At 67.1% G+C, this 25,467-nt stretch carries 25 protein-coding genes; 7 read left to right on the forward strand and 18 right to left on the reverse strand.

Translation table 11 applies throughout. The annotated features are described in order from the left end of the window. Nucleotides 1-57: 57 nt before the first annotated feature. Genes A5645_RS04850 through A5645_RS04885 form a run of 8 tightly spaced genes read right to left on the reverse strand, consistent with a single transcriptional unit; the run spans nt 58 to nt 9,178 of the window. Complete coding sequence (locus A5645_RS04850; RefSeq protein WP_065128636.1) at nt 58-876, reverse strand: alpha/beta fold hydrolase; 819 nt, start codon at nt 874-876, stop codon at nt 58-60. Continuing rightward, on the reverse strand, nt 876-1,865 hold the full coding sequence (locus tag A5645_RS04855; protein WP_065128637.1) for a cyclase family protein: 990 nt from the start codon (nt 1,863-1,865) through the stop codon (nt 876-878). The genes A5645_RS04850 and A5645_RS04855 overlap by 1 nt, the downstream gene beginning before the upstream one ends. Then, entirely contained in the window at nt 1,865-2,674 is an 810-nt protein-coding gene (locus A5645_RS04860; RefSeq protein WP_065036715.1) for a coniferyl-alcohol dehydrogenase, read from the reverse strand. The genes A5645_RS04855 and A5645_RS04860 overlap by 1 nt, the downstream gene beginning before the upstream one ends. Nucleotides 2,675-2,702: 28 nt before the next feature. After that, nucleotides 2,703-4,004, reverse strand: a complete 1,302-nt coding sequence (locus tag A5645_RS04865; RefSeq protein ID WP_065036714.1) for an LLM class flavin-dependent oxidoreductase — start codon at nt 4,002-4,004, stop codon at nt 2,703-2,705. Between the two features lie 9 nt (nt 4,005-4,013). Beyond that, nucleotides 4,014-5,768 carry an FAD-binding protein gene (locus A5645_RS04870; RefSeq protein WP_065128638.1) on the reverse strand — a complete coding sequence of 585 codons (1,755 nt, stop codon included), beginning with the start codon at nt 5,766-5,768 and terminating at the stop codon, nt 4,014-4,016. After that, on the reverse strand, nt 5,765-6,685 hold the full coding sequence (locus A5645_RS04875; protein ID WP_065128639.1) for a 3-carboxyethylcatechol 2,3-dioxygenase: 921 nt from the start codon (nt 6,683-6,685) through the stop codon (nt 5,765-5,767). The genes A5645_RS04870 and A5645_RS04875 overlap by 4 nt, the downstream gene beginning before the upstream one ends. Beyond that, a complete protein-coding gene (locus A5645_RS04880; RefSeq protein WP_065128640.1) occupies nt 6,633-8,315 on the reverse strand; it encodes a bifunctional 3-(3-hydroxy-phenyl)propionate/3-hydroxycinnamic acid hydroxylase in 1,683 nt (560 codons plus the stop codon). Before A5645_RS04880 ends, A5645_RS04875 begins: the two co-directional genes overlap by 53 nt. Then, nucleotides 8,315-9,178, reverse strand: coding sequence for an alpha/beta fold hydrolase (locus A5645_RS04885; protein ID WP_065128729.1), 864 nt, complete (start codon nt 9,176-9,178; stop codon nt 8,315-8,317). Before A5645_RS04885 ends, A5645_RS04880 begins: the two co-directional genes overlap by 1 nt. Nucleotides 9,179-9,294: 116 nt before the next feature. Here A5645_RS04885 and A5645_RS04890 point away from each other — a divergent pair, with 116 nt between their 5' ends. Next, nucleotides 9,295-9,960, forward strand: a complete 666-nt coding sequence (locus A5645_RS04890) for an IclR family transcriptional regulator (RefSeq protein ID WP_155767854.1) — start codon at nt 9,295-9,297, stop codon at nt 9,958-9,960. 7 nt (nt 9,961-9,967) lie between these two features. Beyond that, the gene (locus tag A5645_RS04895; protein ID WP_065128642.1) at nt 9,968-11,587 is read left to right on the forward strand and encodes an FAD-dependent oxidoreductase; all 1,620 of its coding nucleotides are present in this window, start codon (nt 9,968-9,970) and stop codon (nt 11,585-11,587) included. Here the strand turns inward: A5645_RS04895 and A5645_RS04900 are convergent. Next, entirely contained in the window at nt 11,577-12,794 is a 1,218-nt protein-coding gene (locus tag A5645_RS04900) for a sensor histidine kinase (protein ID WP_065128643.1), read from the reverse strand. The two genes, A5645_RS04895 and A5645_RS04900, sit on opposite strands and share 11 nt — an antisense overlap. 59 nt (nt 12,795-12,853) lie before the next feature. On the opposite strand from A5645_RS04900, the gene A5645_RS04905 reads away from it, so the two are divergent. Next, nucleotides 12,854-13,507 carry a response regulator gene (locus tag A5645_RS04905; protein ID WP_065119042.1) on the forward strand — a complete coding sequence of 218 codons (654 nt, stop codon included), beginning with the start codon at nt 12,854-12,856 and terminating at the stop codon, nt 13,505-13,507. A gap of 7 nt (nt 13,508-13,514) precedes the next feature. On the opposite strand, the gene meaB is transcribed toward A5645_RS04905, so the two are convergent. Beyond that, complete coding sequence (gene meaB / locus A5645_RS04910; RefSeq protein WP_065128644.1) at nt 13,515-14,393, reverse strand: methylmalonyl Co-A mutase-associated GTPase MeaB; 879 nt, start codon at nt 14,391-14,393, stop codon at nt 13,515-13,517. Nucleotides 14,394-14,544: 151 nt separating this feature from the next. Here meaB and A5645_RS04915 point away from each other — a divergent pair, with 151 nt between their 5' ends. Together A5645_RS04915 and A5645_RS04920 are read left to right on the forward strand one after the other, a co-directional pair. Next, the gene (locus A5645_RS04915) at nt 14,545-15,417 is read left to right on the forward strand and encodes a proline iminopeptidase-family hydrolase (protein ID WP_065128645.1); all 873 of its coding nucleotides are present in this window, start codon (nt 14,545-14,547) and stop codon (nt 15,415-15,417) included. An 86-nt stretch (nt 15,418-15,503) separates the two neighbouring features. Then, nucleotides 15,504-16,307 carry a transglutaminase-like domain-containing protein gene (locus tag A5645_RS04920; RefSeq protein WP_065128647.1) on the forward strand — a complete coding sequence of 268 codons (804 nt, stop codon included), beginning with the start codon at nt 15,504-15,506 and terminating at the stop codon, nt 16,305-16,307. 93 nt (nt 16,308-16,400) lie between these two features. Here A5645_RS04920 and A5645_RS04925 read toward each other — a convergent pair whose 3' ends face one another. The 4 genes from A5645_RS04925 to A5645_RS04940 are packed head-to-tail and all read right to left on the reverse strand — an operon-like array spanning nt 16,401 to nt 20,542. Beyond that, nucleotides 16,401-17,168 carry an enoyl-CoA hydratase/isomerase family protein gene (locus tag A5645_RS04925; RefSeq protein WP_065128648.1) on the reverse strand — a complete coding sequence of 256 codons (768 nt, stop codon included), beginning with the start codon at nt 17,166-17,168 and terminating at the stop codon, nt 16,401-16,403. Then, the gene (locus A5645_RS04930; protein ID WP_065036703.1) at nt 17,169-18,257 is read right to left on the reverse strand and encodes an acyl-CoA dehydrogenase family protein; all 1,089 of its coding nucleotides are present in this window, start codon (nt 18,255-18,257) and stop codon (nt 17,169-17,171) included. It abuts the gene before it with no gap. Further along, nucleotides 18,244-19,149, reverse strand: coding sequence for an acyl-CoA dehydrogenase family protein (locus A5645_RS04935; RefSeq protein WP_065128650.1), 906 nt, complete (start codon nt 19,147-19,149; stop codon nt 18,244-18,246). The genes A5645_RS04930 and A5645_RS04935 overlap by 14 nt, the downstream gene beginning before the upstream one ends. Further along, the gene (locus A5645_RS04940) at nt 19,127-20,542 is read right to left on the reverse strand and encodes a class I adenylate-forming enzyme family protein (protein WP_065128652.1); all 1,416 of its coding nucleotides are present in this window, start codon (nt 20,540-20,542) and stop codon (nt 19,127-19,129) included. The genes A5645_RS04935 and A5645_RS04940 overlap by 23 nt, the downstream gene beginning before the upstream one ends. Before the next feature lie 101 nt (nt 20,543-20,643). On the opposite strand from A5645_RS04940, the gene A5645_RS04945 reads away from it, so the two are divergent. Both A5645_RS04945 and A5645_RS04950 read left to right on the forward strand, forming a co-directional pair. Further along, entirely contained in the window at nt 20,644-20,925 is a 282-nt protein-coding gene (locus tag A5645_RS04945) for a 2Fe-2S iron-sulfur cluster-binding protein (protein ID WP_065036701.1), read from the forward strand. 20 nt (nt 20,926-20,945) lie between these two features. Then, nucleotides 20,946-21,254, forward strand: a complete 309-nt coding sequence (locus A5645_RS04950; protein ID WP_065128731.1) for a DUF4286 family protein — start codon at nt 20,946-20,948, stop codon at nt 21,252-21,254. Nucleotides 21,255-21,335: 81 nt separating this feature from the next. Here the strand turns inward: A5645_RS04950 and A5645_RS04955 are convergent, their stop codons facing one another. The 4 genes from A5645_RS04955 to A5645_RS04970 are packed head-to-tail and all read right to left on the reverse strand — an operon-like array spanning nt 21,336 to nt 25,383. Then, the gene (locus A5645_RS04955; protein ID WP_081288176.1) at nt 21,336-22,409 is read right to left on the reverse strand and encodes a CaiB/BaiF CoA transferase family protein; all 1,074 of its coding nucleotides are present in this window, start codon (nt 22,407-22,409) and stop codon (nt 21,336-21,338) included. A 29-nt stretch (nt 22,410-22,438) separates the two neighbouring features. Then, the gene (locus tag A5645_RS04960) at nt 22,439-23,395 is read right to left on the reverse strand and encodes an LLM class F420-dependent oxidoreductase (protein WP_065128654.1); all 957 of its coding nucleotides are present in this window, start codon (nt 23,393-23,395) and stop codon (nt 22,439-22,441) included. Then, a complete protein-coding gene (locus A5645_RS04965) occupies nt 23,380-23,805 on the reverse strand; it encodes a cobalamin B12-binding domain-containing protein (RefSeq protein WP_065036698.1) in 426 nt (141 codons plus the stop codon). The genes A5645_RS04960 and A5645_RS04965 overlap by 16 nt, the downstream gene beginning before the upstream one ends. After that, entirely contained in the window at nt 23,806-25,383 is a 1,578-nt protein-coding gene (locus A5645_RS04970) for a methylmalonyl-CoA mutase family protein (protein ID WP_065036697.1), read from the reverse strand. Nucleotides 25,384-25,467 lie beyond the last annotated feature (84 nt).

Genomic DNA, 25,467 nt, shown 5'->3' on the forward strand with positions numbered 1-25,467 from the left:
GCACTTCTGCTGCAATTCTTCAATCTCGGCGAACCCCCGGCCCCCATGTGGAGCTCTTCAGCCGCCGAAGAAGTCCAGCAGCAGCTCGTTGACCACCGCGGCCTGTTCGATCTGCGGGCAGTGGCCGGCACGGGGAACCACCACCGAACGCGCCCCGTCGATCTGGTCGGCAATCTGCGCGGCCCAGCCCGGCGGAAGCAGTTTGTCGCCGCCGCCCTCGACCACCAGCGTCGGCACCCCGATCCGGTGGTACGGACGCGCGCTTGACGGCGTCGCCGGCGGAGCGGCGTTGGGGCGCCGGAACCTGGCTGCCGCCACCGCTTCCCACGCACCCGGGGCGGTGCTGGACGCGTAGCGGCGCCACACATAGTCCTCGTCGGCCGGATACGAGGCGTCGTAGAACAGCGCCTCGACGATGTTGCGCATCGCCGGCAACGTGGCGTCATACTGCTGCAAGGCATCGAAGTGGTGGTTCTGCTGAATCTCCCCGCCACCGCAGATGATCGCCATGCTGCGCACCGGCAACAGCGGCGCATCCGACGTCATGTCCGTCAGCAGATTGATGGCACCCATCGAGTTGCCGGCGAAGTGCGCCGACGAGACACCGAGCAGCTGGCAGAACCGGGCGACATGCCGGATCCGCATCGCCCTGCTGTTGACGAAGTCGATGACCTTGGCCGACTGGCCGAAGCCGAGCTGATCCGGCGCCAGCACCCGGTAGCGCGCAGCGAGCGCGGGTATCGTTCGCTCCCAGCCCAATTCGGCGCTGGCGCCGAACTCACCGCCGTGCAACAGCACCACCGGGTCACCCTCGCCGGCCTCCAGGTAGCTGGTGGTCAGGCCGTCGACCTCGGTGGTCCTGAGCTGTATCTCCATCACTTGATCGCGATCGGATTCACCGGCGAACCCACCGCACCGGTGAACCGCAACGGCGGTGCTATCAACTGGAATTCGTAGACGCCGTCCGCGGCGCAATCGGCGGCAAGCGCGGTCAGGTCCCAATACTCGCCGAGCATCAGACCCATGTCCCGCAGGCAGAGGAGGTGGAAAGGCAGGAACAGACCTTCGACGTCGGACACCGGATCCTCGACCTGCAGGTTGTCGGACGCGACGGCGGCGACGTCGTGGTCGTGCAACCATTGCGCGCAGCGCCAATCCAAGCCGGAATAGGGCTCCACCTTGTCACCGGTAAGCAGAAACCTTGTCCACCAGCCGGTTCGGACCAGCACGATGTCGCCGCTCTCGATCGTCACGCCCTGCGCGCGGACGACGTCGTCCAGCTCCTCCGGGGTGATCGGGTTGCCGTGTTCGAGGAACACCTCGGCGCCCCGATGGCGCACCAGGTCGAGCAGCACACCACGGGACGCGATGCCTTTGACGTCGACCTTGTCGATGCCGCAGTGGAATGCGCCCAGGCTGGTCACCGAATCGGCCGGGAACCCGTTGTAGAGCCGGTCCTCGTAGTACACGTGGGACAACGCATCCCACTGCGTGGCGGCCTGCAGCGGCATGATGATCATGTCGTCGTTGAAGCGGAACGGATTGTCGGCGAGGTAACCGCTCAGCTGGGCCGCGGTCGGATTCTTCTCCCACCCGGGCCCGTACTGCAGCAGGGAGTTCGCGTCTCCCCCGTCGACTGTCATCACGTGCACCGGATTGTGCCGGAAGCCAAAGGCCCCTTGGGGTCCCGACGATCCGAAGTCCACACCCAGTGGGAAGACCTTGCCGTGGCGCACCAGGCCTGCCGCCTGCCGCACCTTCTCGGGGGTGATGAAGTTCAGGGTGCCGAGTTCGTCGTCATTGCCCCATCGGCCCCAGTTGCTGACGTCCTTGGCGACCCGGCGAAAATCAGCCATCGTGGCCATCAGGCCTCCTCGAGTTCACGGGCGATGGCGGCACCGACGTTCCCGCCGTCGACCCAGACGACTTGGCCGGAAATATAGCTTGCGGCGGCGCTATTCAAGAACAGCAGCACGGCGGCCTGTTCCGCCGGATCGGACACCCGGCCCAGTGGCTTGGGGATGTCGTCGAGAAATGCCGGCCCGTACGCGGTCCGGAGCTGGTCCAGGATCGGTGTTTCGGTGACGCCCGGGCCGCTGCAATTGATCCGGATGCCGCGCGCACCGAGTGCGGCGGCACTTCGCATGGTGTAGAGGATGACCGCTTCCTTGGCCAGTTGATAGCCGGTACCCAACGTGTCCGGGTGGCGCTGCGCCCATTCGGCGCCTTCCTGCATCGTCGCGGTGCGCAGCAGCGGGGCGATGTCGCGCAGGTGTTCGCGGTAGCCGGCCGCGGCCAGTGAGGACACGCTGACGATCGACGATCCCGCGCTCATCGTGGGGATCACCGCCTCGGTCAGGTGGCGCAAGCCGAGGAAGTTGACGGTGAGGACAAGCTGCGGGTCACCGACTCCCGAGGAGACGCCTGCGACGTTGAACAACGCGTCGACGGGCCCCGCGACGGCTGCGACGGCTTGGTCGATCGATGCCGGGTCGGCCAGGTCGACTTCGTGAAAAGCGTTGAGCTCGACCGCGGGTCGCCGTTGGTCCAGTCCCACCACTTCGGCACCCAGCTCGGTCAACCCGGAGACCAGGTGTGCGCCGATGCCCGAGGCGCATCCGGTCACCACGGCACGACGGCCGTCGTAGCGCCACAGCTCCTCGTATCGGGTCAACCGCTCTCCCGCGCAAGCCGATCTTTCGTCACTTGCCCTGCTCCTTCAGTCGCTGCGCCGCCTGTACCCGGCCCTCGTTGATCTCGGCCATCGCCTCCGGGATCTCGCTGGCGGTGAACTTACCGCCCCGCCCGGTCGGCAACCCACCGAACGAATAGTTCTCGTCGAACGGCGGCACCGTGGATTCGGGCCGGCGCGCCTCCACCTTTTCGATCACCGGCGCCAGCCGTGCGGCCTTGTCGGCAACCGCCTTTTCGTCCCGCTCGATGAACTCGGGCAGCACCTCTTTGCCCATCAACTCGATGGATTCCATGGTGCCCTCGTGACTGCGCGGGTTGAGCAGCAAGATGATCTCGTCTACACCGCTTTCCTCGTAACCGCGCAGGAATTCGCGCACGGTGGCCGGTGACCCGATCGCGCCCCGCCCCGGCCCATAGGCCAGCGTCGGGTCCTTCTCGACCTCCTCGAGATAGCGTTCCCAGACGCCGGTGCGGCCCGGGGTGTGCACACCGGTCATGTAGTAGTGCATGATTCCGAAGGAGAAGAACCCGCCGCCCTGGCCGAGGCGTTGCAGCGCAAGGTCATCGGACTTGGCCACCATCATCGACAGGTCCCCGCCGATGGCCAGGATGTTCGGGTTGATTGCGGGCGTGACGGGGACGCCGTTCTCCTCGAATTCCTTGTAGTAGCCGTTCACCCGCTCGGTCAGCGGCCCGGGCCCGGTGTAGGCGAAACTCAGTGCGCCGATCGCCTTCTGGGCCGCCATCTGCACGCTGGCCGGGCGGGTACACGCCACCCAGACCGGAGGGTGTGGCTTCTGCAGCGGCTTGGGAATGACGTTTCGGGCCGGCATCTGGATGTGTTCGCCCTTGAACCCCGAAAACGGCTCCTCGATCATGCACCGGATGGAGACCTCCAGTGCCTCCTCCCACTGCGCACGCTTGTCGGCGGGATCGATGTTGAATCCGCCGAGTTCGCCAACCGAAGACGATTCGCCGGTGCCGAATTCGACCCGCCCGTTGGACAGCAGGTCCAGGGTGGCGATCCGCTCGGCCACCCGGGCCGGGTGATTGACAGCGGGCGGAAGATGCATGATGCCGAATCCCAACCGAATGTTCTTGGTGCGCTGGCTGGCCGCGGCCAGAAAGATCTCCGGCGCGGTGGAATGGCAGTACTCCTCAAGGAAGTGGTGCTCGGTAAGCCACACAGTGGAGAAACCGGCCTTGTCCGCCGCCTCGACCTCGTCCAGGCAGTCCTGCAGCATCTGGCGTTCGTCGTCGGGCACCCACGGGCGCGGCAGCGCAAACTCGTAGAACAGCGAAATCTTCATCGTTACCTCCTAGGAGTATTCGGGGTCTGGGGTTGCGTCGAGCGCGGCGTCATGTGCGGCAAGGTATTTCGCCGCGTGATTCGCCGCGACAAAGCCGAAGGTCATGGCCGGCCCGATGGTCGCGCCGGCACCGGCATAGCTGCGGCCCATCACCGGCGCGGAGACATTGCCCACCGCATAGAGTCCGGGTATCACGGTGTCGTCGGCGCGCAGCACGCGGGCGAATTCGTCGGTACGCAAGCCGCCGGAGGTGCCGAGATCGCCCAGCACCACACGGAAGGCGTAGTACGGTGGGCCGCCGACCGGATACAGGTTGGGGTTGGGCAGCGTCGGATCGCCGTAGTAGTTGTCGTAAACGCTGTCCCCACGACAGAAGTCGTCATCGTGGCCCTGGCGGGCGAGTTCGTTGAAGCGCGTGGCAGTCGCCCGGAGTTGTTGCGCCGGAACAGCTATCTTCGCGGCCAGCTCCTCCCACGTCGACGCGGCCTTGACGACACCGGAGTCCAGCCAGGCCTTGGGTACCTTGCGCCCGGTGGGCACTGGGGCGCCGGGGATCTTGGGTATCGGCAGGTGGCCGCCGACGACATAGCGGTTGAACGATCGGTGGTCGGTGATGAGCCAACACGGGATATGCGTCGCGCCGGTCTTCTGGCCCTCGATCATCGCGTGGCCGAAGTCCATGTACGGTGCCGCCTCGTTGATGAACCGCTTCCCCTCGCCGTTGACGATGAACTGCGCGGGCATCATCCGCTCGTTGAGCATGAATTGCATTCGCCCGTCCGGCCATTGGATGGCCGGAAACCACCACGCCTCGTCGAGCAGGTCGGTGCCGGCACCCACCCGCTGACCGGCGCGGATACCGTCGCCGGTGGCGGCCGGGTTCCCGAAGCTCCAATCCTGGTCCACCACCGGCTGATGTTCTTTGCGCCATGCCATGTCGTGGTCGAAGCCGCCGGAGGCCAGGATGACCCCCCGCCGGGTACCGATCCGCAGCTGCGTGCCGTCGCGTTCCACCAGTGCCCCGACCACCGATCCGTCGGCGTCGGCGAGCAATTCGGTCATCGGTGTGTTCAGCCACAGCGGCACGCCGCCATCGCGCATCGCCAGCCGCAGCCTGGCGGCCAGTGACTGCCCGATGGCGGCGATCCGCTCACCGAACACCCTGGCCCGGACCATGCGAGAGATCAGCTTCACCAGTACGGCCTTACCGGCCCAGGACTGCCGGATCCGGTAGAAGGACCGCAGTTCCATGGGGCCCAGCCAGATTCCCTTCGGCGCCAGCGCCAGCGGCTGCAGCAGCTTGTCTTCGTCGTCGCCGAGCCGGCGGAGGTCGATGGGCGGAACGTTGATGGTGCTGCCGAGTTCGGATCCGCCCGGCAGTTCCGGGTAGTAGTCGGCATAGCCCGGCTTCCAGACGAATTCGAGCCACGGGCTGAGGCCTTCCAGGAACTCCAGCATCCGCGGCGCCGACTCGGCGTACTGCCGGAGTCGGGCATCGCTGACCAACCCGTCGGTGATCTGCCGCAGGTACTGCACGACCGCTTCGGCGTCGGGCGAGTAGCCCGCCCTGCGCTGGGCCGGTGCGCCCGGCACCCAGATGCCGCCGCCGGACAGCGCGGTGGAACCACCGAACCGCGGGGACTTCTCGATGACCAGTACGTCCAGGCCGGCGGCGGCCGCCGTGAGGGCCGCGGTCATGCCGCCCGCGCCGGATCCGACGATGAGCACATCGACGATCCGGTCGAAGCCGGCTGCGGCGGTCATTCGGCGGGCACCGCCGTCCGGACGGCGAACCCGGCGATCAGGGCCGCCGCCTGCCGGTAGTAGCGCACCGTGGTCCGGTATGGCCCGGCCGTCGCCAGCGCCGCGAAAGCCGCGATCCAGGTGCGGATTTCGTGCGCGGAACTGCCGCCCTCGTGGGTGACGAAGGCATTCGACCAGCGATCCAGATCGGCCAGGTGGCCGCTGTCGACGATATCCAGGAACCGCTGGTCCCAGGCCGGGTTGAGGGCCTGCAACGCACCGGTGCCCTCGGCGAACTCCTTGGCGGCCTCGATCACCTGCGCCTGCCGGGACTGGCGCTGTTCGGTGGTCATCGGCCGACCGTGCACGATCCGCTCGAGCACGGCTGGGGCGGCGGTGGCCAGGGTGGGCACCGGGGGGCTGTGCGACAGGCCACCGGATCCGATCACCAGTACCCTGCGTTCGAGGGTGGCCAGGAAGTTGCCGACCGCGCTGCCCAGTGCGCGGCACCGATGCAGCGGCCCCAACGGTGCGGCGACAGCGTTGACGAAGATCGGTAGCACCGGACGAGCTGTCGCCGCGCCCAGCAACTTCTCCAAAGGCTGAACGGTGCCGTGGTCGACGTCCATGCTGGCCGATACCGCAACGTCCACTCCTTCGGCAAGGACGGCCGTGGCGCAGGCTTCGGCGATGTCCTGGGCAACATCGAGTGGGCCGGCGTGAGTGCCGTAGTCACCGACGCCATTGGCCTGCATGCCGATACAGAACGGCGGCATCACCTTGTAGAAGAATCCGTTGTAGTGATCGGGGGCGAAAATGACGACGAGTTCCGGGTCGTACGCGGTGACGAATTCCCGCGCCTGCGTGATCGCGGCGTCGACGTCGTCAAGCAGATCCCGCGGCGGCCCCGGTAGATTCAGTAGCGGGCTGTGCGACATACAGCAAAGAGCCAGTGGCACTGTCGATTTCACCCCCCTCCGGTGTCAGTGTCAAAGCATCGATCAGCGCCGCGCTCAATTCGGGCGACCGCTGGGCGATACAGGCGCCGGCGATGCAGCGATCCGGGCGCAGGAACACCACCGATTCCTGGTGGCCGTCGAACCATGCTTTGAGCCCCCCGGAGCGATCGCCGATGATGACCACATCGGCATCGTCCTGGCCGGACCAGTGCAGCTGCGTCAGCGGTCGCAGCGCAAAGAAACGTGCGCCCAGGGCTTTCCACTGCGCGAACGCCTGCTCGCCGAGGATCTGGCGCGGGTTGTTGTTCCAGCACATCACCGCGAACCACGGGCCCAGCACGTCGTCGAGCAGGATGTTCTGCTGAGTCCGCGTATCGACCCGGGGCTGCACGAACAACGTCCCAGCCGGTGATTGCGGCCGGTCATGCACGACGGCACCGTGCTCGTAGCGAGGCATCGGTTTGAACCGCATCTCCAGCACGTACCGCTTGAGCGACGGCAGGATCGACGCGGATCGGATGAGCACATCACGCGCCCCGGCCACCCTGCGGTTGGTCGGAGAGATGACCCGGCCCACCATCGTCGACAGGTCGATCATGGCGCGGGCATGTTTGCGCCGCTCGACATCATAGGTGTCCAGCAGCGCGTCACCGGCCCGGCCGCTGACCACCGCTGCGAGCTTCCAGCCCAGATTGGCGGCGTCCCGAATGCCGCTGTTGTAGCCCTGTCCCTGCCACACCGGCATCAGGTGGGCCGCGTCTCCCGCGAGCAGCATCCGGCCGGCACGGAAGGCTCCGGCGATCCGCGAGTGGTGGGTGTAGACCCGCCGCCGGATCACCTCGACGCGATCCGGATGCGGCACCATCCGCGCCAGCATCTGCCTCAGAAACGCCGGGTCCTCGGCTTGCTCATCTGTCTCGTGGGCGTGAATCATAAACTCGAAACGGCGAATTCCGTGCGCAATCGATATCGACGCGTACGGGCGCTGCGGGTCCGCGCCCACCTCGCTGTTCGGGTGGCCCAGCGGATCGTTGGCGATGTCGACCACCAGCCACCGGGTCGGCGACGTGGTGCCGTCGAAGGAAACGCCCATCATGCCGCGGGTCATGCTGCGGCCGCCGTCGCAGCCCACCACATACCGCGCGCGCACTGTGGCGGTGTCCTCGGTGCCGCCGAGCGTTACGGTCACCGTGTCGGCGTCCTGGGTGCAGGAGGCCATCGGACGGTTCCACCACACCTGCACGTGGTCGAATCTGTCCAGCCCGCGTAGCAATTCGGCGTCGACCAACGGCTGCACGAAGCCGTTGCGCTTGGGCCAGCCGAATCGCGCGTCGGGCGGTGCCATTTCGGCGAGCACCCGGCGCTTGGCGTCGTAGAAACGCAGGATCTGATTTGGAACCGTGTGCGGCAGCACGTTGTCGACCAATCCGATCGACTGGAAGGTGCGCAACGCCTCGTCGTCCAGGCCGACCCCGCGGGGATAGTCGATGAGCGTGGACCGCTCGTCCACCACGAGTGTCCGAATACCCTGCAGGCCAAGAATGTTGGCCAACGTCAGGCCGACGGGGCCGGCGCCGACGACGACCACGTCGAAGCCCGGGCCGGCCATCAGCGCCCCAGCAGGAAGTCGAGGTGCAACCGGTTGAAGGTCTTGGCGTCTTCGTACTGGGGCCAGTGACCGCAACCGGGCATGAGCTCGAACCGCGCCCCGGGAATCATCGAGGCGATGCGGCGGCCCTCGGGCACATCGGCGGTGGGGTCGTCACTCGTCCACAGGACCAGGGTGGGCGCGGTGATCGAACCGTACTCCTCCGGGCCCAACAGGTTTCGGGCCCGGACCTCCGGATCCTGCAGCGCCATGATGTCGCGCATCGCCGCGACGAAGCCGGGCTGGCGGTAAATGCGTTGCCGGCTGGCGACCAGGTCGTCGTAGTCCTTGGACTTATCGGCCATCAACCATTTGATGCGTGCCTGCACGGTCTCCCAGGTCGGGTTCTCCACGGCGGCCATCGATAACGTGATGATGCGTTTCATCACCACCGGGTCGGCCTGCGAGCCACCGGCGGTGTTGAGCACGAGCCGGTCAATGACGTCCGGATGGTCGACCGCGGCACGCGCGGCGACCCAGCCGCCCAGCGACTCGCCACTGAGTCTGATCCGGTCGGCCCCGATGCTGCGCACCACGGCCATCAGGTGCTCGACATAGTGCCGGATCTCCAGCGGGTGGCCGGGTTTGTCGGTGTATCCGTGCCCCAGCATGTCGATCGACCACGTCCAGAAGTGCTCGGCGTGCGCGGCCAGGTTCCGCACGTAGGCCTCGGCGTGACCACCGGATCCGTGCAGCAACACCAGCACCGGCTTGCCCGGTTCGCCGGCGCGCAGGTAGCGGGTCCGCACGCCGCCCGCGTTGAGGTAACCCTGGGAAAACTCAACGCCCTGCAGGTCGCTCCAGACGCTCTCGAACTCCGTCACGGTTCCTTCTCGCCGGAAATCCGGTTCTCGTTTTCGGATCATCTTGTGTGCTAATATCGCACATTGATGTGCGTTATATATAGAGCTTGGCTCTCGCCCCGGGGTCTGTCAAGACCGTGACGGGTTCGCAGACGCTGGCCAGGGGACTCACCGCGCTGCAATTGGTCGCGGCCTCCTCGACCGGGCTCACCATGCAGGAAGTCGCTGACCAGGTGGGAGTGCACCGCACCATTGCGTACCGGCTGCTGACCACACTGGCCCAATTCCGCTTGGTATCCAAGGGTGAGGACGGCCGGTATCGGCCGGCCGCCGGGCTCGCCACGCTGGGCGCTTCGTTCGACCACAACGTGCGCCAACTTTGCCTGCCGACACTGCGGGCGCTGGCCGACGAACTGGGCACCACCGTGTCGTTGCTGGTGGCCGAGGGCGAGGAGCAGGTCGCCATCGCGGTGATCGTGCCGACTCAGGTCGCCTACCAACTCGCCTTCCACGAGGGCAGCCGCTACCCGCTGGATCGCGGTGCGGCCGGGGTTGCGCTGCTGGCGAGCATGCCGCCGCGGCCGGCCGAGCGCGACCTGGTCACCGAAGCCCGCCAGCGCGGCTGGATCACCACACACGGTGAAATCGAACCGAACACCTATGGCCTCGCGGTGCCGGTGCATCGCCCGGCGCCCTCGCCGCCGACGTGCATCAACCTGATCTCGCATCGGGAAGACGTGGTGATGCGTGGCAAGGACGCCGTCATCCGGGCCGCAGCGCGGTTGTCCGCGGTCTTGAGCTGAAAGGACCATGCCTTTGACTGACTGGGATCAGGAATACGACGTCGTGGTACTCGGTAGCGGTGCCGCCGGTCTGACGGCCGCGCTCACCGCCGCGGCCGCCGGCGTCACGGTCCAGGTGTACGAAAAGGCGGGCACCGTCGGCGGAACCACCGCCGTCTCCGGCGGCATCGCTTGGATCCCGGCCCACAACCGTTGTCCGGACCGGGAATTGACGGTTGAGGATGCCTTGCAGTATCTGCGCGCGCAGTCGTTCGGCTCGATGGACGACGCACTCGTGGACACGTTCGTGCGGACCGGCCCGTCGATGCTGGACTTCGTCGAGGACCACAGCGGACTGCGGTTCGAGGTAGCCACCGGCTTCCCCGACTACCAGCCCGAGTTGCCAGGCGGGCAGCCGACCGGTGGTCGTTCGCTGAGCGCGGCGCCGTTCGACCTCGGCCAGCTCGGCGACTGGGCCACCCGCATCACCGCGTTCCCCGCCGACTGGTCCAACGTCGGATTCGACGCGGAAACCCGGGCCCGGCTGCACGCCGAGGTGGAGCGCGCCGGAGACCTTTGTGTCGCCGGTACGGCGCTGATCGCCGGTCTGCTGAAGGGTCTGCTGGACCTGGGGGTGACGCTGTGCACCCACTCGCGCGCCACCGAAATCATCGTCGACTCCGAGGGTGTCGCGGGAGTCCGGATCGCCGGGCCCGAGGCGAGCATGAACATCCGCGCGCGCCGCGGGGTCATCCTGGGCACCGGCGGATTCGAGTGGGATTCCGTTCTGGTGCAAGCCTTTCTGCGCGGGCCCATGCACGGCGCAGTGTCGCCGCCCAACAACACCGGCGACGGGTTGCGCATGGCGATGGCGCTGGGTGCGGACCTGGCGAACATGGGTGAGGCGTGGTGGGTGCCCATCGTGCGGATCCCGAACGACACCATCGAGGGCAGGCAGCGCAGCCGCAGTGTGCGGCTGGAACGGACCCGTCCGCGCAGCATCATCGTCAACCGGGCCGGCCGTCGGTTCGTCAACGAGGCATGTGACTACAACTCGATGGCCGGTGCATTCCACTATCTCGATCCGCGCGGCGGCTACGTCAACGACCGCGGCTGGATGGTGTTCGACGCAATTCATCTACGCAACTACGGATTTCTCGGTATCGCGCCGGGCGAACCGGTGCCGGACTGGTTCTGCGAGTCGGCCGACCTCGCTGAGCTGGCCGCCAAGACAGGCATCGACGCGGCCGGTCTGGCCCGTACCGTCGAGCAGTGGAACCGCAATGTCGCCGCCGGCGCCGATCCCGACTTCGGTCGCGGCTCCAGCGCCTACGACGGCTACTGGGGCGACGACCGCGCCACCACCCCGGCCGGAAAGACGTTGGGCCCCATCGACACCGCCCCCTACTACGCGGTGCCGGTCCACATCGGCGCAATGGGCACCAAGGGCGGCCCGCGGACCGACCGCGACGGCCGGGTGCTGCACGTCAACGGTAAACCCATCGCCGGGTTGTTCGCCGCGGGCAACGCGATGGCCGGGGCCACCGGCCGGGCATACGGCGGTGCCGGCGGAACCATCGGCCCGGCAATGGTATTCGGGTACCGCGCCGGCTACGCGGCGGCCACCGGCGAGTCCGTCAAACCCTGATCGGCAACTGCACGCGTACGTGCGTGCCGGCCGGGGCAGGGAGGAAGAGGAAAGTGCCGCCGGCGGCGTCGACGCGGGCACGGTGCGAGGCGAGTCCGATGTGCCCCTCTCCCAGCCGTCGCGCCATCGTGTCGTCGTTGACCCCCACACCGTCATCGGCCACGTCCAGCACACAACTCGCACCGTTGATCTGCAGGCTGACCGATGCGTGTTCGGCGCGGGCGTGCCGGACCACGTTGGACAACAACTCGCGGACCACACCGAACACGATCGGATCGATGTCGTCGCGGATCGGATAGTCGATGTCGGTGCTGATTTCGATGCCCGAGCGGGCGGCGGTGAAACCGGCCAACTGCTGAACCGCGGCACCCAGCCCGACCTGCTCGAGAACCGCGGGATGCAGCTCGAAAGTGGCCTGGCGCAACCGTTCCGAGGCGCTCTGCAACCCCGCCAACGCGCGGTTCACCCGCTCGTCGTCGGGGGCGTCGCTCTGCAATTCGATCAGCTCCTGGCGGGCGACCAGCACGTCCTGTAGGGCTCCGTCATGAATGGATTCGGAGATCCGGCGCTGCAACTCCTCCGAGGCCGTCATCGTCTGCGCCAGCAACTCCTCGCGCAACGCGCTCAACCCGGCGATCGAACGCGCGTGCCGCTCCTCGATGCGCACCACCACCAGCGCGGTCCCGCACAGGAACGCATACAACGCGAACCGGAAGACGGCCTCGGGCCAGCCGATCGTGCGGACCATCACGGGGTCCTGGACCACCGCGAGCGCAAAACCGACCAGGGTGAACGCCAGCACCACCGCGGCCCGCCGGGTGGAGACGTCAAGGCCGACCAGCACCGGCAGCAGCGTCATGATCAGCAGGGGGTAAATGCCGTCGGTGGACAGCAATTGGTATCCCGTCAGCGCCACCACGTCGATCGCGGTGAAGGCGAACGGCTCCAGCCGGCGCATCTCGTCCAATGACCCCATGCCGATCCGCCGGCGCGACGGGCCGTACGCCAACACCAACGAACACACCGCGGTAAACGCGTAGACGCCGATCAAAATGCTTTGCTGCGCCCACTCGGACCGCCGAGTGCCGATGAGCATGGCCGCGATCATCAGTCCCGCGACGCCGATCCGGAGTACCGAGGCTATTCGGTAAGACCGCAGCTGGTGCACCCGACGCACCCGGTCCAGTTCGACGTCACTGGTCGCCACGGAACCACCGTACTCACCGGATCCGGTGAGCCTTTGCCGGCAGCCGCTACACTTTCGCCATGGTCGGCGCGGGGACGCCTGAGAAAGTGCGGGTGGTGGTCGGCGATGATCACCCGCTGTTCCGTGAGGGTGTGGTGCGCGCGCTTTCGCTGAGCGGTTCGGTGAACGTCGTCGGCGAGGCGGATGACGGTTCGGCCGCCCTCGAGTTGATCAAGGAGCATTTGCCGGACGTCGCCCTGCTGGACTACCGCATGCCGAAGATGGACGGCGCGCAGGTGGCGGCGGCGGTGCGTAGCAACGACTTACCCACCCGGGTATTGCTGATTTCCGCGCACGACGAGTCGGCGATCGTGTACCAGGCTCTGCAGCAGGGCGCCGCCGGATTCTTGTTGAAGGATTCGACCCGCACCGAGATCGTCAAAGCGGTACTCGATTGCGCCGAGGGCCGTGACGTGGTGGCGCCCGCACTTGTCGGCGGTCTGGCCGGCGAAATCCGCCAGCGCGCCGCACCCAGCGCTCCGGTGCTCAGCGCGCGCGAACGCGAGGTGCTCAACCGAATCGCGCAGGGCCAGAGCATTCCGGCGATCGCCGGCGAGCTCTATGTGGCACCGTCCACCGTCAAGACCCATGTGCAGCGCCTCTACGAAAAGCTCGGTGTCAGTGACCGCGCCGCCGCTGTGGCCGAAGCGATGCGCCAGGGGCTGCTTAATTAGTAGAAGCTCAGTCTTGTTGCGGCGCAGGAGATAACAGCCGGGCGGCGGCCGTATACGGGTCGTCCCGGCCGTCCACCACCGCCTCGGCGAGCAGGTCGAGGTCTGTCCGGTTGCGCAGCAACGTCTGGGCCAGGGACAGGATCTGCGCTCGGGCGCGGGCCAACCGGCGGGTGCGGCTGTCGGCGCGATGGTGGGCGTCGATCGCGGCCACCAGCTCCGGCAGGCCGTCGCCGCGGGCGGCGACGAGACTTACGATCGGGGCGGCGGTTTCCGCCCGCAGATCCCGCACCGTCTGCTCGGCGCCGTCGCGGTCGGCCTTGTTGACCACGACGACGTCGGCGACTTCCAGAAGGCCCGCCTTCGCGGCCTGCACCGCGTCGCCCGCCCCGGGATTGAGGATGACGACCGTCGGATCGGCGACGGCGGCGATCTCGATCTCGGACTGGCCCACCCCGACGGTTTCCAGCAGGACGACGTGGTATCCGATGGCGCCGACCAACCGGATGGCTGCGGGCACGGCTGCCGCTAGGCCGCCGAGATGTCCCCGACTGGCCACCGAGCGGATCAGCACGTCAGAGTCGTTGATGTGCGCGGTCATTCGGATGCGATCGCCCAGTAACGCTCCCCCGCTGAACGGTGACGAGGGGTCGACGGCCAGAACGGCCACCCGCCGGCCCTGCTCCCGGTACGCGCCGACCAGCGCGGCGATTGTCGTCGACTTGCCGGCTCCCGGCGGACCGGTGATACCGATGACCCGTACATCGGTGGACGGTCCGATAACGGCCAGCACTTCGTCGCGCCGGTCGCTTTCGACCAGGCTCAGCAACCGGCCCGCGGCCCGCGGCGAGCCGCTGCGCGCTCGGGCAATCAGATCGGAGACGTCCATCGGTGACGCTAGGCGGCGGCAACCTCGACGACCGTCGAGGTGTCCTCACCTAGGATGACGTCGTCGGGCACGGGCTATCTCCAGTTCAGCAACCAAGAAACGAGAACACTATTCTCTCACCGCGAGAGTGCGAGTTGCAAGGAAGTGTCGGGTGAGCACGATCGAGGTGCCCGGTGGCACGGTCTGGTTCAAGCGGGTGGGCCCGACGAGCCCGGGAAAGCCGGGGTTGCCGCTGCTCGTGGTGCACGGCGGGCCGGGGCTGCCGCACTACTACCTCAGTTCCCTGGAACGCCTGGCCGACGAGCGGCCCGTCGTGTTCTGGGATCAGTTGGGCTGCGGCAATTCCGACCGGCCCGACGACCGCTCCTTGTGGACGATGGAGCGCTCGGTGGCCGAGATGGACGCCGTCATTCGGGCCTTGGGGTTGGACGCTTTCCACATCTTCGGCAACTCGTGGGGCGGCATGCTGGCCCAGCAGTATGTGCTCGACGTGCCCTCCGGTGCGGTCAGCCTGACCATCTCCAACAGCACCGCCTCGATCCCCCGGTTCGCCGAGCACGTGACGCGGCTGAAGTCGCAGTTGGACGCGGCGACACAGGACGCGATCGATCGTCACGAGGCGGCCGGTACCACCAGCGCTGAGGAATACCAGGCCGCGATCATGACCTGGAACGAGACGTTCCTGTGCCGCGCACGTCCCTGGCCGGACGATCTCTATCGGGCATTCCAGAACATGGGGACCGAGATCTTCGAAACGATGTTCGGCCCCAGCGACTTTCATATCGTCGGGACCATCCGGGACTGGGACGTGCGCGATCGGTTGCGTGAAATCGCGCTGCCCACTTTGTTGCTTGCGGGCCGGTTCGACGAATGTTCCCCGGACGACATGCGTGCGATGCACGAAACCATCGACGGCTCACGGTTCGAGTTCTTTGAGCACACCGCCCACCTGCCGTTCATCGAAGAGCCGCAGAAATTCGACGCGGTGATGCGCGAATTTCTTCGCTGGCACGACGTTGGTTGACGAGCCACGAGATGCGGGTATAGACGCAGCGTGATTGGCTGCAAACGATGAAGCTGCGACGAATTCGGAACAAAGGGGGCGCGTCGATGAAGCGTGAGGTCGGGGTGAGCCTGGGGGTCAACGTGACCGATCCGACGTCGCTGGAGTTTCAGATCGCCGCCGCAACCCTGCCGGGGCTGGAAGTGAGCGAGTCGTTGACGGCCACTTTGGACGGCACGCGGATCTCGTTACGGGAGATCAGCGGGCAGCACGGCACCCGGATTCACACCGCGGACGTCGGGGTCGGTGAACTGCGGGTCAACTACGAGGCCACCGTCGTGGGCACGGCGGACCCGCTACCGGTCAACGACATCGACATCTCGACGTATCTGCGCCCCAGTCGGTACGCCGAGTCGGACAAGTTCTTCGGCTTCGCCGCCACCGAGTTCGGCCAGTACACCAACTCGGTGACCCTGCTGGAGAAGGTGTCGTCCTGGGTGGGGACGCGGCTGAAATACGTTCCAGGGTCCAGTGATCCGATCGACGGCGCCACGGACACGCTGCTGGCCGGTGCCGGCGTGTGCCGCGACTACGCGCATCTGGTGGTCGCGCTGCTGCGAGCGGTCAACGTGCCCGCCCGGTTGGTCGCGGTGTATGCACCCGGTTGTCAGCCAATGGATTTCCATGCGGTGGCCGAAGCGCTGGTTGACGGACAGTGGCGGGTGGTGGACGCGACCTGTTTGGCGCCGCGACAGACGATGGTGCGGATCGCCACCGGACGGGACGCCGCGGACACCGCTTTTCTCGACAACCACGGCGGCGCGATCGAGCTCACCGAAGCCGTGATCACCGCGGTCAGCAGTGACGATTTACCCCGTGATTCCGTCGCGGATTTGGTGTCGCTGGGCTGACGGCGTGTTTGTTGTTCACGAGCCAAACCGCCCTGCGAGATCGCGACCCGAAATTCGCAGTGCCGTTCGGCTGGCGAGCCAGAACGACGGCGTTCAGTTCTTGCCGGCGTTGAGCTTGCTGACGATTGAGCGGAAGTCCTCGGTCACGAACGACTGATGCTCGGCGGACAGTGCGTAGTCCAGGCTGGCGAGCACGGCACGTTCCAGATGGATGTTGAGCACCCGCTTGGTGCTTTCCACCGCCTGCTGGGGAAGCTTCATGATGCGCTTCGCGCAGGCGATTGCTTCGGCGACCGGATCGTCGACCACGTGGTTGGCCAGGCCGAGTTCGACGGCCCGCTCGGCGCGAATTCTGGTGCCGGTGAGCGCATATTCCTTGGCCAGCAGCAGGCTGATGTGCAGCGGCCAGGTCAGTGGTCCGCCGTCGGCGGCGACGAGCCCCACCTGTACGTGCGGATCGGCGAGAAACGCGTCGGGGGCGATGAACACCAGGTCGCTGAGCGCCACCAGACTGCAGCCGAGTCCGACCGCGGGCCCGTTGACGGCCGCGATCACCGGAATGCGGCACCGGGCCATGCCCAGCACGATCTCCCGGCCGTCGCGAATGGTCTTAGCACGCAACGCGGCATCCTCGGCCAACTCGGCGAGATACGCGAAATCGCCACCGGCGGAGAATGCTTTGCCGCTGCCGGTGATCACCGCGGCACGGGCCGAGGCGTCGTCGGTGAGCCGCTGCCACAACCGGGCGAGTCCGACGTGCAGATTGTCATTGACGGCGTTCAGATCGTCGGGACGATTGAGCGTGATGATGCGCAGAGCGCCGTCAGCGCGGACGTCGATTTCGCTTGGCATGTCATACATTCAGACTCCCAACCCCAGGATTCGTGCGGCGATGATGTTCTTCTGTATTTGTGATGTCCCGCCCATCACGCTCTGCGCGCGGCTGTACAGGTATGCGCTGAGCAGGTCCGGGTCGCGGGTGCCGCCGACGGCCAGCGCGGCGTGCCCCACGGATTGTTCCACCCAGGTCATCAACAGTTTGTCCAGCGAGCCCTCCGGGCCGTGCGACACCCCGTCGAGTTGTTCGGACAGCCGGCGCCGCACGTGGTGCGTCAGCATCTGCGCTTCGACCGCAGCCCATGCCACGTCGTCGTCCACCTCGCCGTCGCTGCGCGCCACCAACTCCCGGACCAGCTTGTTGTAGCGCGCTGCGTAACCCAGTGTGGATGGTTCGCGCTCGTGCCCGACCACGGTCATGGCGACGGCCCAGCCGTCACCCGGCGCACCCACCATGCGATCGGCCGGCACCGTGGCGCCGTCGAAGAACACCTGACCGAATTCGTTGGTGACACCGTTGATCATGCGCAGCGGACGCTGTTGCACGCCAGGCTGTTTCATCGCCAGGACGAACGCAGACAGGCCGCGGTGCCGTTTGGCCTCCGGATCGGTACGGGCCAGCAGCAGGCACCAGTCGGCGACGTCGGAATAGCTGGTCCAGATCTTGTGCCCGTGGATGACGTAGTTGTCGCCGTCTCGGGTGGCGGTGGTGGTCAGCGAGGCCAGGTCCGACCCGGCGCCCGGTTCGCTGAAACCCTGGCACCAGCGCTCGGTGCCGTTGATGATGCCCGGCAAAAACCGTTGCCGCAGCGCGTCGCTGCCGTGCCGGCCGATCCCGAAGACCAGGTAGCCGACGCTGGGCCGCGGCGGTGCGCCGGCCCGGGCCAATTCCTCATCGACGATCACGTCGTACACCGGCGGCAGCTCTTGTCCACCGTACTCACGCGGCCAGGACAGCCCGAAGAATCCCTCTTCGTAGAGGGCTCGATGCCACTGCGCCTGACGGGCCCAATACTCGTCACCCGACCCGACAAATTCCTTGGCGTGCACGGACAACCAGGACCGGAGCCGGTCCCGGAACTCGGCTTCCTGGGCAGAGTCACGAAAGTCCACGAGCGACCTCCTTCAGGCTGACCGGCCACAGCTCGGTCGATGTGAGCGCGCGGCGCAAGTACACGTGCGCCAGGCATTCCCAGGTGTTGCCGATGCCGCCGTGCACCTGGATCGCGGTCTCACACACGGTTCGGGTGGCACGGGCACAGTAGACCTTCGCCACCCGGGCCGCCTGGATGGCTTCGGCCGGATCGAGTTCGTCCACGGCCCACGCGGCATGGCGCAAGACGCTCACCGATCCCTCGATCAGCGCCAGGCTCTCGGCCAGCAGGTGTGCCACGGCTTGATATGACCCGATCGATTTGCCGTACTGCTCACGGATTTTCGCGTAGTCGCAGGCGACCGCGTGCGCGCCGCGCGCCGACCCGACGAGGTCCGCGGCCGTGCCGACCAGGGCCAGGGCCCGCCAGCGGTCGGCGGCCGCGGCGGAGATCTCGCCCAGTCGGGCGGGTGATCCAGAGAGCGTGGCGGACACCCGGGTGAGGTCCGCGCCGCCACCGTCGCCGGCGATGTCGTCGGCTGACACCGTGGTGCCGGACAGCAGCAACGCCCTCCGGTAGCCGCGGGCGTCGACGGCCAGATTGTCCACGGCGATTGTGGCGGAATCGATCTCGTCGTCGAGGTGGCGCGCCAGATCGTCGGCGAGCACCGGGCCCAGAAATGGCGCGTCGACCAGTCGGCGCCCGAATTCCTCTGCCACGATCGCAACTTCGACTCCCGAGGCCTCATCCGAACGCAGCGATCGCCAACCGGTTATGCCGATCTGCTTGTCCAACCGGGTGATCCGGCTTTGGTCGGCCAGGTCCTGCACCGCCGCCGGGCCGAGGTCGTCGGCCAGCTTGGCTGCGGCGTCGCGCAATTGCTGTTGTTCAGCGGTCAGACGTACATCCATAGCTCTCCTTGAGCACTCTGCGCAGCACCTTGCCCGACGGCAGGCGAGGAATTTCCGGGACGAACACCACCCGGCTCAGACGTTTGTAGGACGCCAGTTGCGCTTCCACCCGGGCGGTCAAGTCGGCAGCGAAATCGGTTGTCTCGCAGCCGTTGTGGGCGGAGACGGCGGCGACGACGGCTTCCCCGTTGAGGCCGTCGGGCACCCCGAAGACCGCGCAGTCCTTGACCGCCGGGTGGCCGTGCAGGACGGTCTCGATCTCGGCGGGGGCGACCTGGAAGCCGCGCACCTTGATCATCTCCTTGAGGCGATCGGTGATCCGCAACCAGCCACCCGCGTCGATCCACCCCACGTCCCCGGTGCGGTACCAGCCGGCACAGAGCGCGTCGGCCGTGGCCGCGTCGGGCAGGTATCCGGCCATCCGCGAATCCGACCGCGCCTGGATTTCACCGACTTCGCCGGGCCCCACCTGCTCACCCGTCTGCAGCGAGACCACCCTTAATTCGACGCCGGGCACCGCGCGGCCCACCGAATCCAGCCGCGCCCCGTCCAGCGGGTTGCAGGTGATCACGGGAAGCTCGGTGGTGCCGTAGGCAGGCACCCACCCGATGCCGGTGCGCCGGGTCACCGCCTCGGCGATGCTGGCGGTCACGGGGGTGGCTCCCCACATGATGTACCGCAGGGACGACAGGTCGTACGACTCGAGCTTGGGATGGGAGGCGATGGCCAGCGCGATCGGCGCAACGGCCATTTCGACTGTGATGCGGTCGGTTTCGATGTGGCGCAGCATCCGGTCGATGTCGAAACGCGGGTGCAGCCGCAGCCAGGCTCCGGTGCGCAACGCGGTGAGGATGTTGAGCAGGCCCAGGATGTGCGACGGCGGGGTGGCGATCTGGATGCGGTCGCGGTCGGTGAGCCGTAGCGCATCGCGCCAGTGCCGCACCGCCGCGGTCAACGAGGCGTGCGTGTGCCGGACGGCCTTCGGTAGCCCGGTGGTGCCGGAGCTGAACACCAGGACCGCGTCGTCATCGGGCCGCGCGGCCGGGGTCGCGGGCTCCCCGGCCGCTGCGGGCTCGTCCAGGTGCAGCATCGGCATCAATTGCGCCAGCACCGGATGATCGCCGAGTGCGTCAGCGGGGTCGGTCAGCGCCAACGCATGCTCGACCTCACTTCGCTTCCAGGCCGGGCTGAGCAGGACGGCTGCCGCGCCGAGCCGCCAGAGCGCCTGCACCGCAGCGACGAACTCCGGCCGGTTGGACGCCATCACCGCGACCCGGTGCCCCGGGCCGACCCCTCGTTTGTGCAGGGTGGCAGCCAGTCCGTCGGTCAGCGCGGCGAGTTGAGGCAGGCTGAATTGCCGATCCTCGAACACGAGCGCAGCCGGCTCGCTCACGTTTCGGTCCTTCCGGTAGGACAGGCTTGAGAAGATCCTATCGTCCTGTGAGAATAGTATTCTCAATAGTGAAGAACGCAACTAGTCCCAGATAGGCGGTCATGACCGAGCCCGGCACGGTAACCATCCACCTCGAGCGCAAGAAAGTTACGGTGCCGCTGGTCCCCGGCGAGACGCTGCTGCAGAGCGCGCGCCGGGCTGGGCTGGATCCGCCGTTCAACTGCGAGGCCGGCAACTGCGGAACGTGTATGGCGCGGCTCACCGAAGGCACCGCGACCATGCGGATCAACGACGCGCTCGACGACGACGAGGTCGCCGACGGCTACATACTCACGTGCCAGGGCATACCGGAAACCACACCGATCACCGTGCAGTACGAGTAGTCACCAGGGAGGCCGTGAGCATGGCAAAGGGCATCATCTATGTCGAGACCTATCCGAGTTCGCCCGACCGCGAACAGGAATACAACACCTGGTACGACGAGATCCATCTGCCCGAACTGGTCGCGGTGGACGGCATCGTTTCGGCTCGCCGGCTGCGGCCGGTCGACGGGCAGGGACCCTACATCGCCCTGTACGAGATCGAGGGCGACGACCTGGCGGCGATCCTGCAGACCATGAGCCGTACCAAGCTGACCATGTCCGATGCGCTACAGCTCGACCCGCCGCCGATACCGCGGCTGCTCGAGGTCGTCACCGACTACGCGCCCTGAGCTCCCTCGCCCAGCGGCCTAGCGGCCTAGCGGCCTAGCGTGCAGCCAGCTCCACGCTGGATCGCGAACGTGAAGCCAGTTTCACGCTCGAGGGGCGCCGTCGAGTTTGGGCGGCGGCCGGTAGTCGGGCTGATAGCCGGACACGTGAATCGGGCTGCCCACCAGGCGCATATCCCCCGCGGACACCACAATCTCCGGCGTTGCTTTGAGCGCCTCGGGCAGCGTGCGCACCGCGGCCGCGGGGACGCCGAGCGGACGCAGCCGTCGTTCCCAGCTGGCGGCGGTATCGGTGGCCAGCATCGCGGTGACGACGGCCAGGACCTCATCGCGGCGGCTCACTCGCTCGGCCATCGTCTCGAATCCGCCGATACCCGCCTCGGTCGCGAACCACTTCCAGAATCCGTCGTGGGTGATGAACAGCGCCAGGTATCCGTCGGCGGTCGGGAACAGTTGCGCGGGGACGTAATACGAGTGCGCGCCGTAGGGCCGGCGTTGCGGCTCGGTGCCGTCGTTGAGGTATGCGGCGGCGTGGTAGTTCAGCTGGGAAAACATCACGTCACGCAACGAAACATCCACCTGTCCCCCGCTGCCGGAGACGATCTTGGCCAACAACCCCAGGGCGGCACACATTCCGGTGGAATTGTCGGCCGAGGAGTAGCCGGGCAGGGTCGGCGGCCCGTCCGGATCGCCGGTCAAGGCGGCAATGCCGACCCCGGCCTGCACGACGTAGTCGAACGCCGGGTCGTCACCGCCGTCGAGACCGAACCCGGTGATGGCCACGCACACGATCTTCTCGTTGTGCCGGCGCAGCGCTTCGTAGGTGAGTCCGAGGCGCCGGATCGCCGAGGGCTTCAAATTCACCAGCAGCGCATGCGATTGCGCGACGAGTTCGCCCAGCTGCCGTTGTCCCGCATCGGTATTGAGGTCCAGGCAACGGCTGGATTTGTTGCGGTTGAGGCTGGCGAAGTAACTGTCGCCGACCCCGCGCGATATCTCGCCGCCGGCCGGCTCGATCTTGGTGACCTCGGCGCCGAGGTCGGCGAGCAGCATGGTGGCGTACGGCCCGGCCAGCATGGTGCCGACTTCCAGAATCCGGATTCCGGCGAGCGGCCCCTCGCCGCCCTCCGCGCGAGAAGACGTGAAAGCACCCGACACGCCGTGCGTGTCGGTGCTTTCACGTCTTTTCACCGTAACTCCGCAGCCAGCTCGGCGATCATCTCGCGGGTGCGGCGCTTGGAGGCGATCAGCTCGTCGCGGTTGTCGCCGATGGGCAGCAGGCGCACCGACAGGTCGGTCACACCGGCGTCCGCAAAACGGCGCATCCGGGCCAGAATCCCGGCCTCGTCCCCGGCGGCACACAGATCCCCGACGTCGCGGGCGTCGCCGCGTTCGAGCAGCCGCTGGTAATTCGGCGACACCTCGGCCTCACCCAGAATGCGGTTGGCGCGCTCCTTGGCCGCATCCACTTCCGAAGGCGCACAAAGACATACCGGGATGCCCGCGACGATCCGCGGTGCGGGCCGGCCCGCGTCGGCGGCGGCCTTGGTGATCTTCGGCGCGATGTGCTCACCGATCGCGCGCTCGTCGGCCATCCACAACACGGTGCCGTCGGCCAGTTCACCGGCAATTTGCAGCATTACCGGCCCGAGCGCGGCGACCAGCACCGGCATCGGGGGGTCTGCGGCCAGCACGGTCGGATTGTGCACCGTGAACGAATCGTTCTCGACGTCCACCGGTCCCGGCCCCGCGATGGCGGCGTTGAGCACCTGCAGGTAGTCGCGGGTGTAGGCGGCCGGCTTCTCATACGGCAACCCCAGCATGTCGCGGATGATCCAGTGGTGCGACGGCCCGACCCCCAGCGCCAACCTGCCCCCGGTCACCGCGTGCGTCGAAAGCGCTTGACGGGCAAGGGCAATGGGGTGCTGAGCCTGCAGCGGCACCACCGCGGTGCCCAGTTCGATGCGGCTGCTGTGGGCGGCCATCAGCGACACCATGGTCAAACAGTCGAAATCGTCGGGGACCTGCGGCATCCACGCCGTATCGAGGCCGGCGGCTTCGGCCCATTCGATGTCGGCGGCCAGTTTGGAAACCTTGCGGGCCATGTCGCCACGCTCGGCGCCGATCATCACTCCGACGCGCACGGCGCCTCCTGGTCGGGTTCGGGTGTGCCGGTCAGCGCGCGGATGTCCCGCACCAGGGTGTCCAACGAAGTCCCGGTGGGGAACACCGCCGCCGCACCGGCCGAGAGCAGCTTGGGTACGTCGGCGTGCGGGATGGTGCCGCCGACGACCACGGCGATATCGGCGGCGTCGGCCTTGCGCAGCGCCTCGATCGTGCGCGCCGTGAGCGTCAGGTGCGCGCCGGACAGGATGCTCAGGCCAACCACGGCGACGTCTTCCTGCACCGCGATCGACGCGATGTCCTCGATGCGCTGACGGATGCCGGTGTAGATGACTTCGAAGCCGGCGTCCCGCAGGGTGCGGGCGACGATCTTGGCACCGCGGTCATGCCCGTCCAGGCCCGGCTTGGCGACCAGGATGCGCGCCGCCATCTAGAACACCACCGGCTGCTGGAACTCGCCCCAGACCGCCTTGAGCGCGGAGACCATCTCTCCGACCGTGCAGTAGGCGTTGGCGCAGTCGATCAGCTTGTGCATCAGATTGTCGGTGCCCTCGGCGCTGCGCGACAGCGCGGCGAGCGCGGCTTCCACTGCGGCGCTGTCTCTTTCGGCTTTGACCTTGGACAAGCGCTTGAGCTGCAGATCGCGCCCCTCAGCGTCGAGTTCGTAAGTGACGACGTCGGGTTCGGGTTCTTGCGACACGAACCTGTTGACCCCCACGACCGGGCGGGTGCCCGACTCGATGTCCTGATGGACCCGGTACGCCTCGTCGGCGATCAGGCCCTGCAGGTAACCGTCCTCGATCGCACTGACCATGCCGCCGTGCTGCTCGAGGTCGGCCATGATCTCGATGATGCGGGCCTCGGTGGCGTCGGTGAGCGCCTCGACGAAGTAGGAGCCGCCCAGCGGATCGGCGACCTGTGTCACGCCGGTTTCATAGGCGAGGATCTGCTGGGTGCGCAACGCCAGCGTGGTGGACTCCTCGGTGGGCAGGGCGAACGGCTCGTCCCAGGCCGCGGTGAACATCGACTGCACGCCGCCCAGGACCGCCGCCATCGCCTCGTACGCCACCCGCACCACGTTGTTCTGCGCCTGTGGCGCATACAGCGATGCGCCGCCACACACACAGCCGAACCGGAACATCGACGCCTTGTCCTTGGTGGAGCCGTAGCGCTCCCGCACGATGGTGGCCCAACGACGCCGTCCCGCACGGTATTTGGCGACCTCCTCGAAGAAATCGCCGTGTGTGTAGAAGAAGAAGGAGATCTGTGGCGCGAATTCGTCGATGGTCATCCGGCCGCGTTCGACGACCGTGTCGCAATAAGTGACGCCGTCGGCCAGGGTGAACGCCATCTCCTGCACCGCCGTGGCGCCCGCATCCCGAAAGTGCGCCCCCGCCACCGAGATCGCGTTGAACCTCGGCACTTCGGCCGCGCAGAACTCGATCGTGTCGGCGATCAGTCGCAGTGACGGTTCGGGCGGCCAGATCCAGGTTCCCCGGGACGCGTATTCCTTGAGGATGTCGTTCTGGATCGTGCCGGTGAGCTTGGCGCGCGGAATCCCTTTGCGTTCGGCCGCCGCGACGTAGAACGCCAGCAGAATCGCCGCGGTGCCGTTGATGGTCATGCTGGTACTCAGCTTGTCCAGGGGGATGCCGTCGAACAGAATCTCGAAGTCGGCCAGCGTGTCCACCGCGACGCCGACGCGACCGACTTCTTCGCCGAAATCGGGGTCGTCGGAGTCGTACCCGCACTGGGTCGGCAGGTCGAGCGCGACCGACAGGCCGGTGCCGCCCTGCTCGAGCAGGTAGCGGTAGCGGCGATTGGACTCCTCCGCCGTGCCGAAGCCGGAGTACTGCCGGAAGGTCCACAACTTGCCGCGGTATCCCGAAGCGAAGTTGCCCCGGGTAAACGGGAATTCCCCCGGCGGTGCTGGCTCGCCGCGTCGGTCCGCCGGTCCATACACCGGCGCGAGCGGTATGCCCGACGGGGTCTGGGCTGCGTTATCCATCAGTGCATAACGTACTTGCAAAAAAAGAGAATGCCAATACCATAGTGTTGACCTGGTGAAACGGGGTATGCACCTGGCCGCTTT

The organism is Mycobacterium asiaticum (assembly GCF_001673635.1).
Taxonomy (GTDB): domain Bacteria; phylum Actinomycetota; class Actinomycetes; order Mycobacteriales; family Mycobacteriaceae; genus Mycobacterium; species Mycobacterium asiaticum_C.

Bases quoted from the DNA above. Each gene is read 5' to 3' on its own strand.
- A5645_RS04935 (WP_065128650.1), bottom strand. From the start codon at position 19,149: ATGGATGTACGTCTGACCGCTGAACAACAGCAATTGCGCGACGCCGCA.
- A5645_RS04855 (WP_065128637.1), bottom strand. From the start codon at position 1,865: ATGGCCACGATGGCTGATTTTCGCCGGGTCGCCAAGGACGTCAGCAAC.
- meaB (WP_065128644.1), bottom strand. From the start codon at position 14,393: ATGGACGTCTCCGATCTGATTGCCCGAGCGCGCAGCGGCTCGCCGCGG.
- A5645_RS04880 (WP_065128640.1), bottom strand. From the start codon at position 8,315: ATGGCCGGCCCGGGCTTCGACGTGGTCGTCGTCGGCGCCGGCCCCGTC.
- A5645_RS04870 (WP_065128638.1), bottom strand. From the start codon at position 5,768: ATGACCGCCGCAGCCGGCTTCGACCGGATCGTCGATGTGCTCATCGTC.
- A5645_RS04950 (WP_065128731.1), top strand. From the start codon at position 20,946: ATGGCAAAGGGCATCATCTATGTCGAGACCTATCCGAGTTCGCCCGAC.
- A5645_RS04920 (WP_065128647.1), top strand. From the start codon at position 15,504: ATGAAGCGTGAGGTCGGGGTGAGCCTGGGGGTCAACGTGACCGATCCG.
- A5645_RS04970 (WP_065036697.1), bottom strand. From the start codon at position 25,383: ATGGATAACGCAGCCCAGACCCCGTCGGGCATACCGCTCGCGCCGGTG.
- A5645_RS04945 (WP_065036701.1), top strand. From the start codon at position 20,644: ATGACCGAGCCCGGCACGGTAACCATCCACCTCGAGCGCAAGAAAGTT.
- A5645_RS04850 (WP_065128636.1), bottom strand. From the start codon at position 876: ATGGAGATACAGCTCAGGACCACCGAGGTCGACGGCCTGACCACCAGC.
- A5645_RS04865 (WP_065036714.1), bottom strand. From the start codon at position 4,004: ATGAAGATTTCGCTGTTCTACGAGTTTGCGCTGCCGCGCCCGTGGGTG.
- A5645_RS04895 (WP_065128642.1), top strand. From the start codon at position 9,968: ATGCCTTTGACTGACTGGGATCAGGAATACGACGTCGTGGTACTCGGT.
- A5645_RS04925 (WP_065128648.1), bottom strand. From the start codon at position 17,168: ATGTATGACATGCCAAGCGAAATCGACGTCCGCGCTGACGGCGCTCTG.
- A5645_RS04875 (WP_065128639.1), bottom strand. From the start codon at position 6,685: ATGTCGCACAGCCCGCTACTGAATCTACCGGGGCCGCCGCGGGATCTG.
- A5645_RS04965 (WP_065036698.1), bottom strand. From the start codon at position 23,805: ATGGCGGCGCGCATCCTGGTCGCCAAGCCGGGCCTGGACGGGCATGAC.
- A5645_RS04905 (WP_065119042.1), top strand. From the start codon at position 12,854: ATGGTCGGCGCGGGGACGCCTGAGAAAGTGCGGGTGGTGGTCGGCGAT.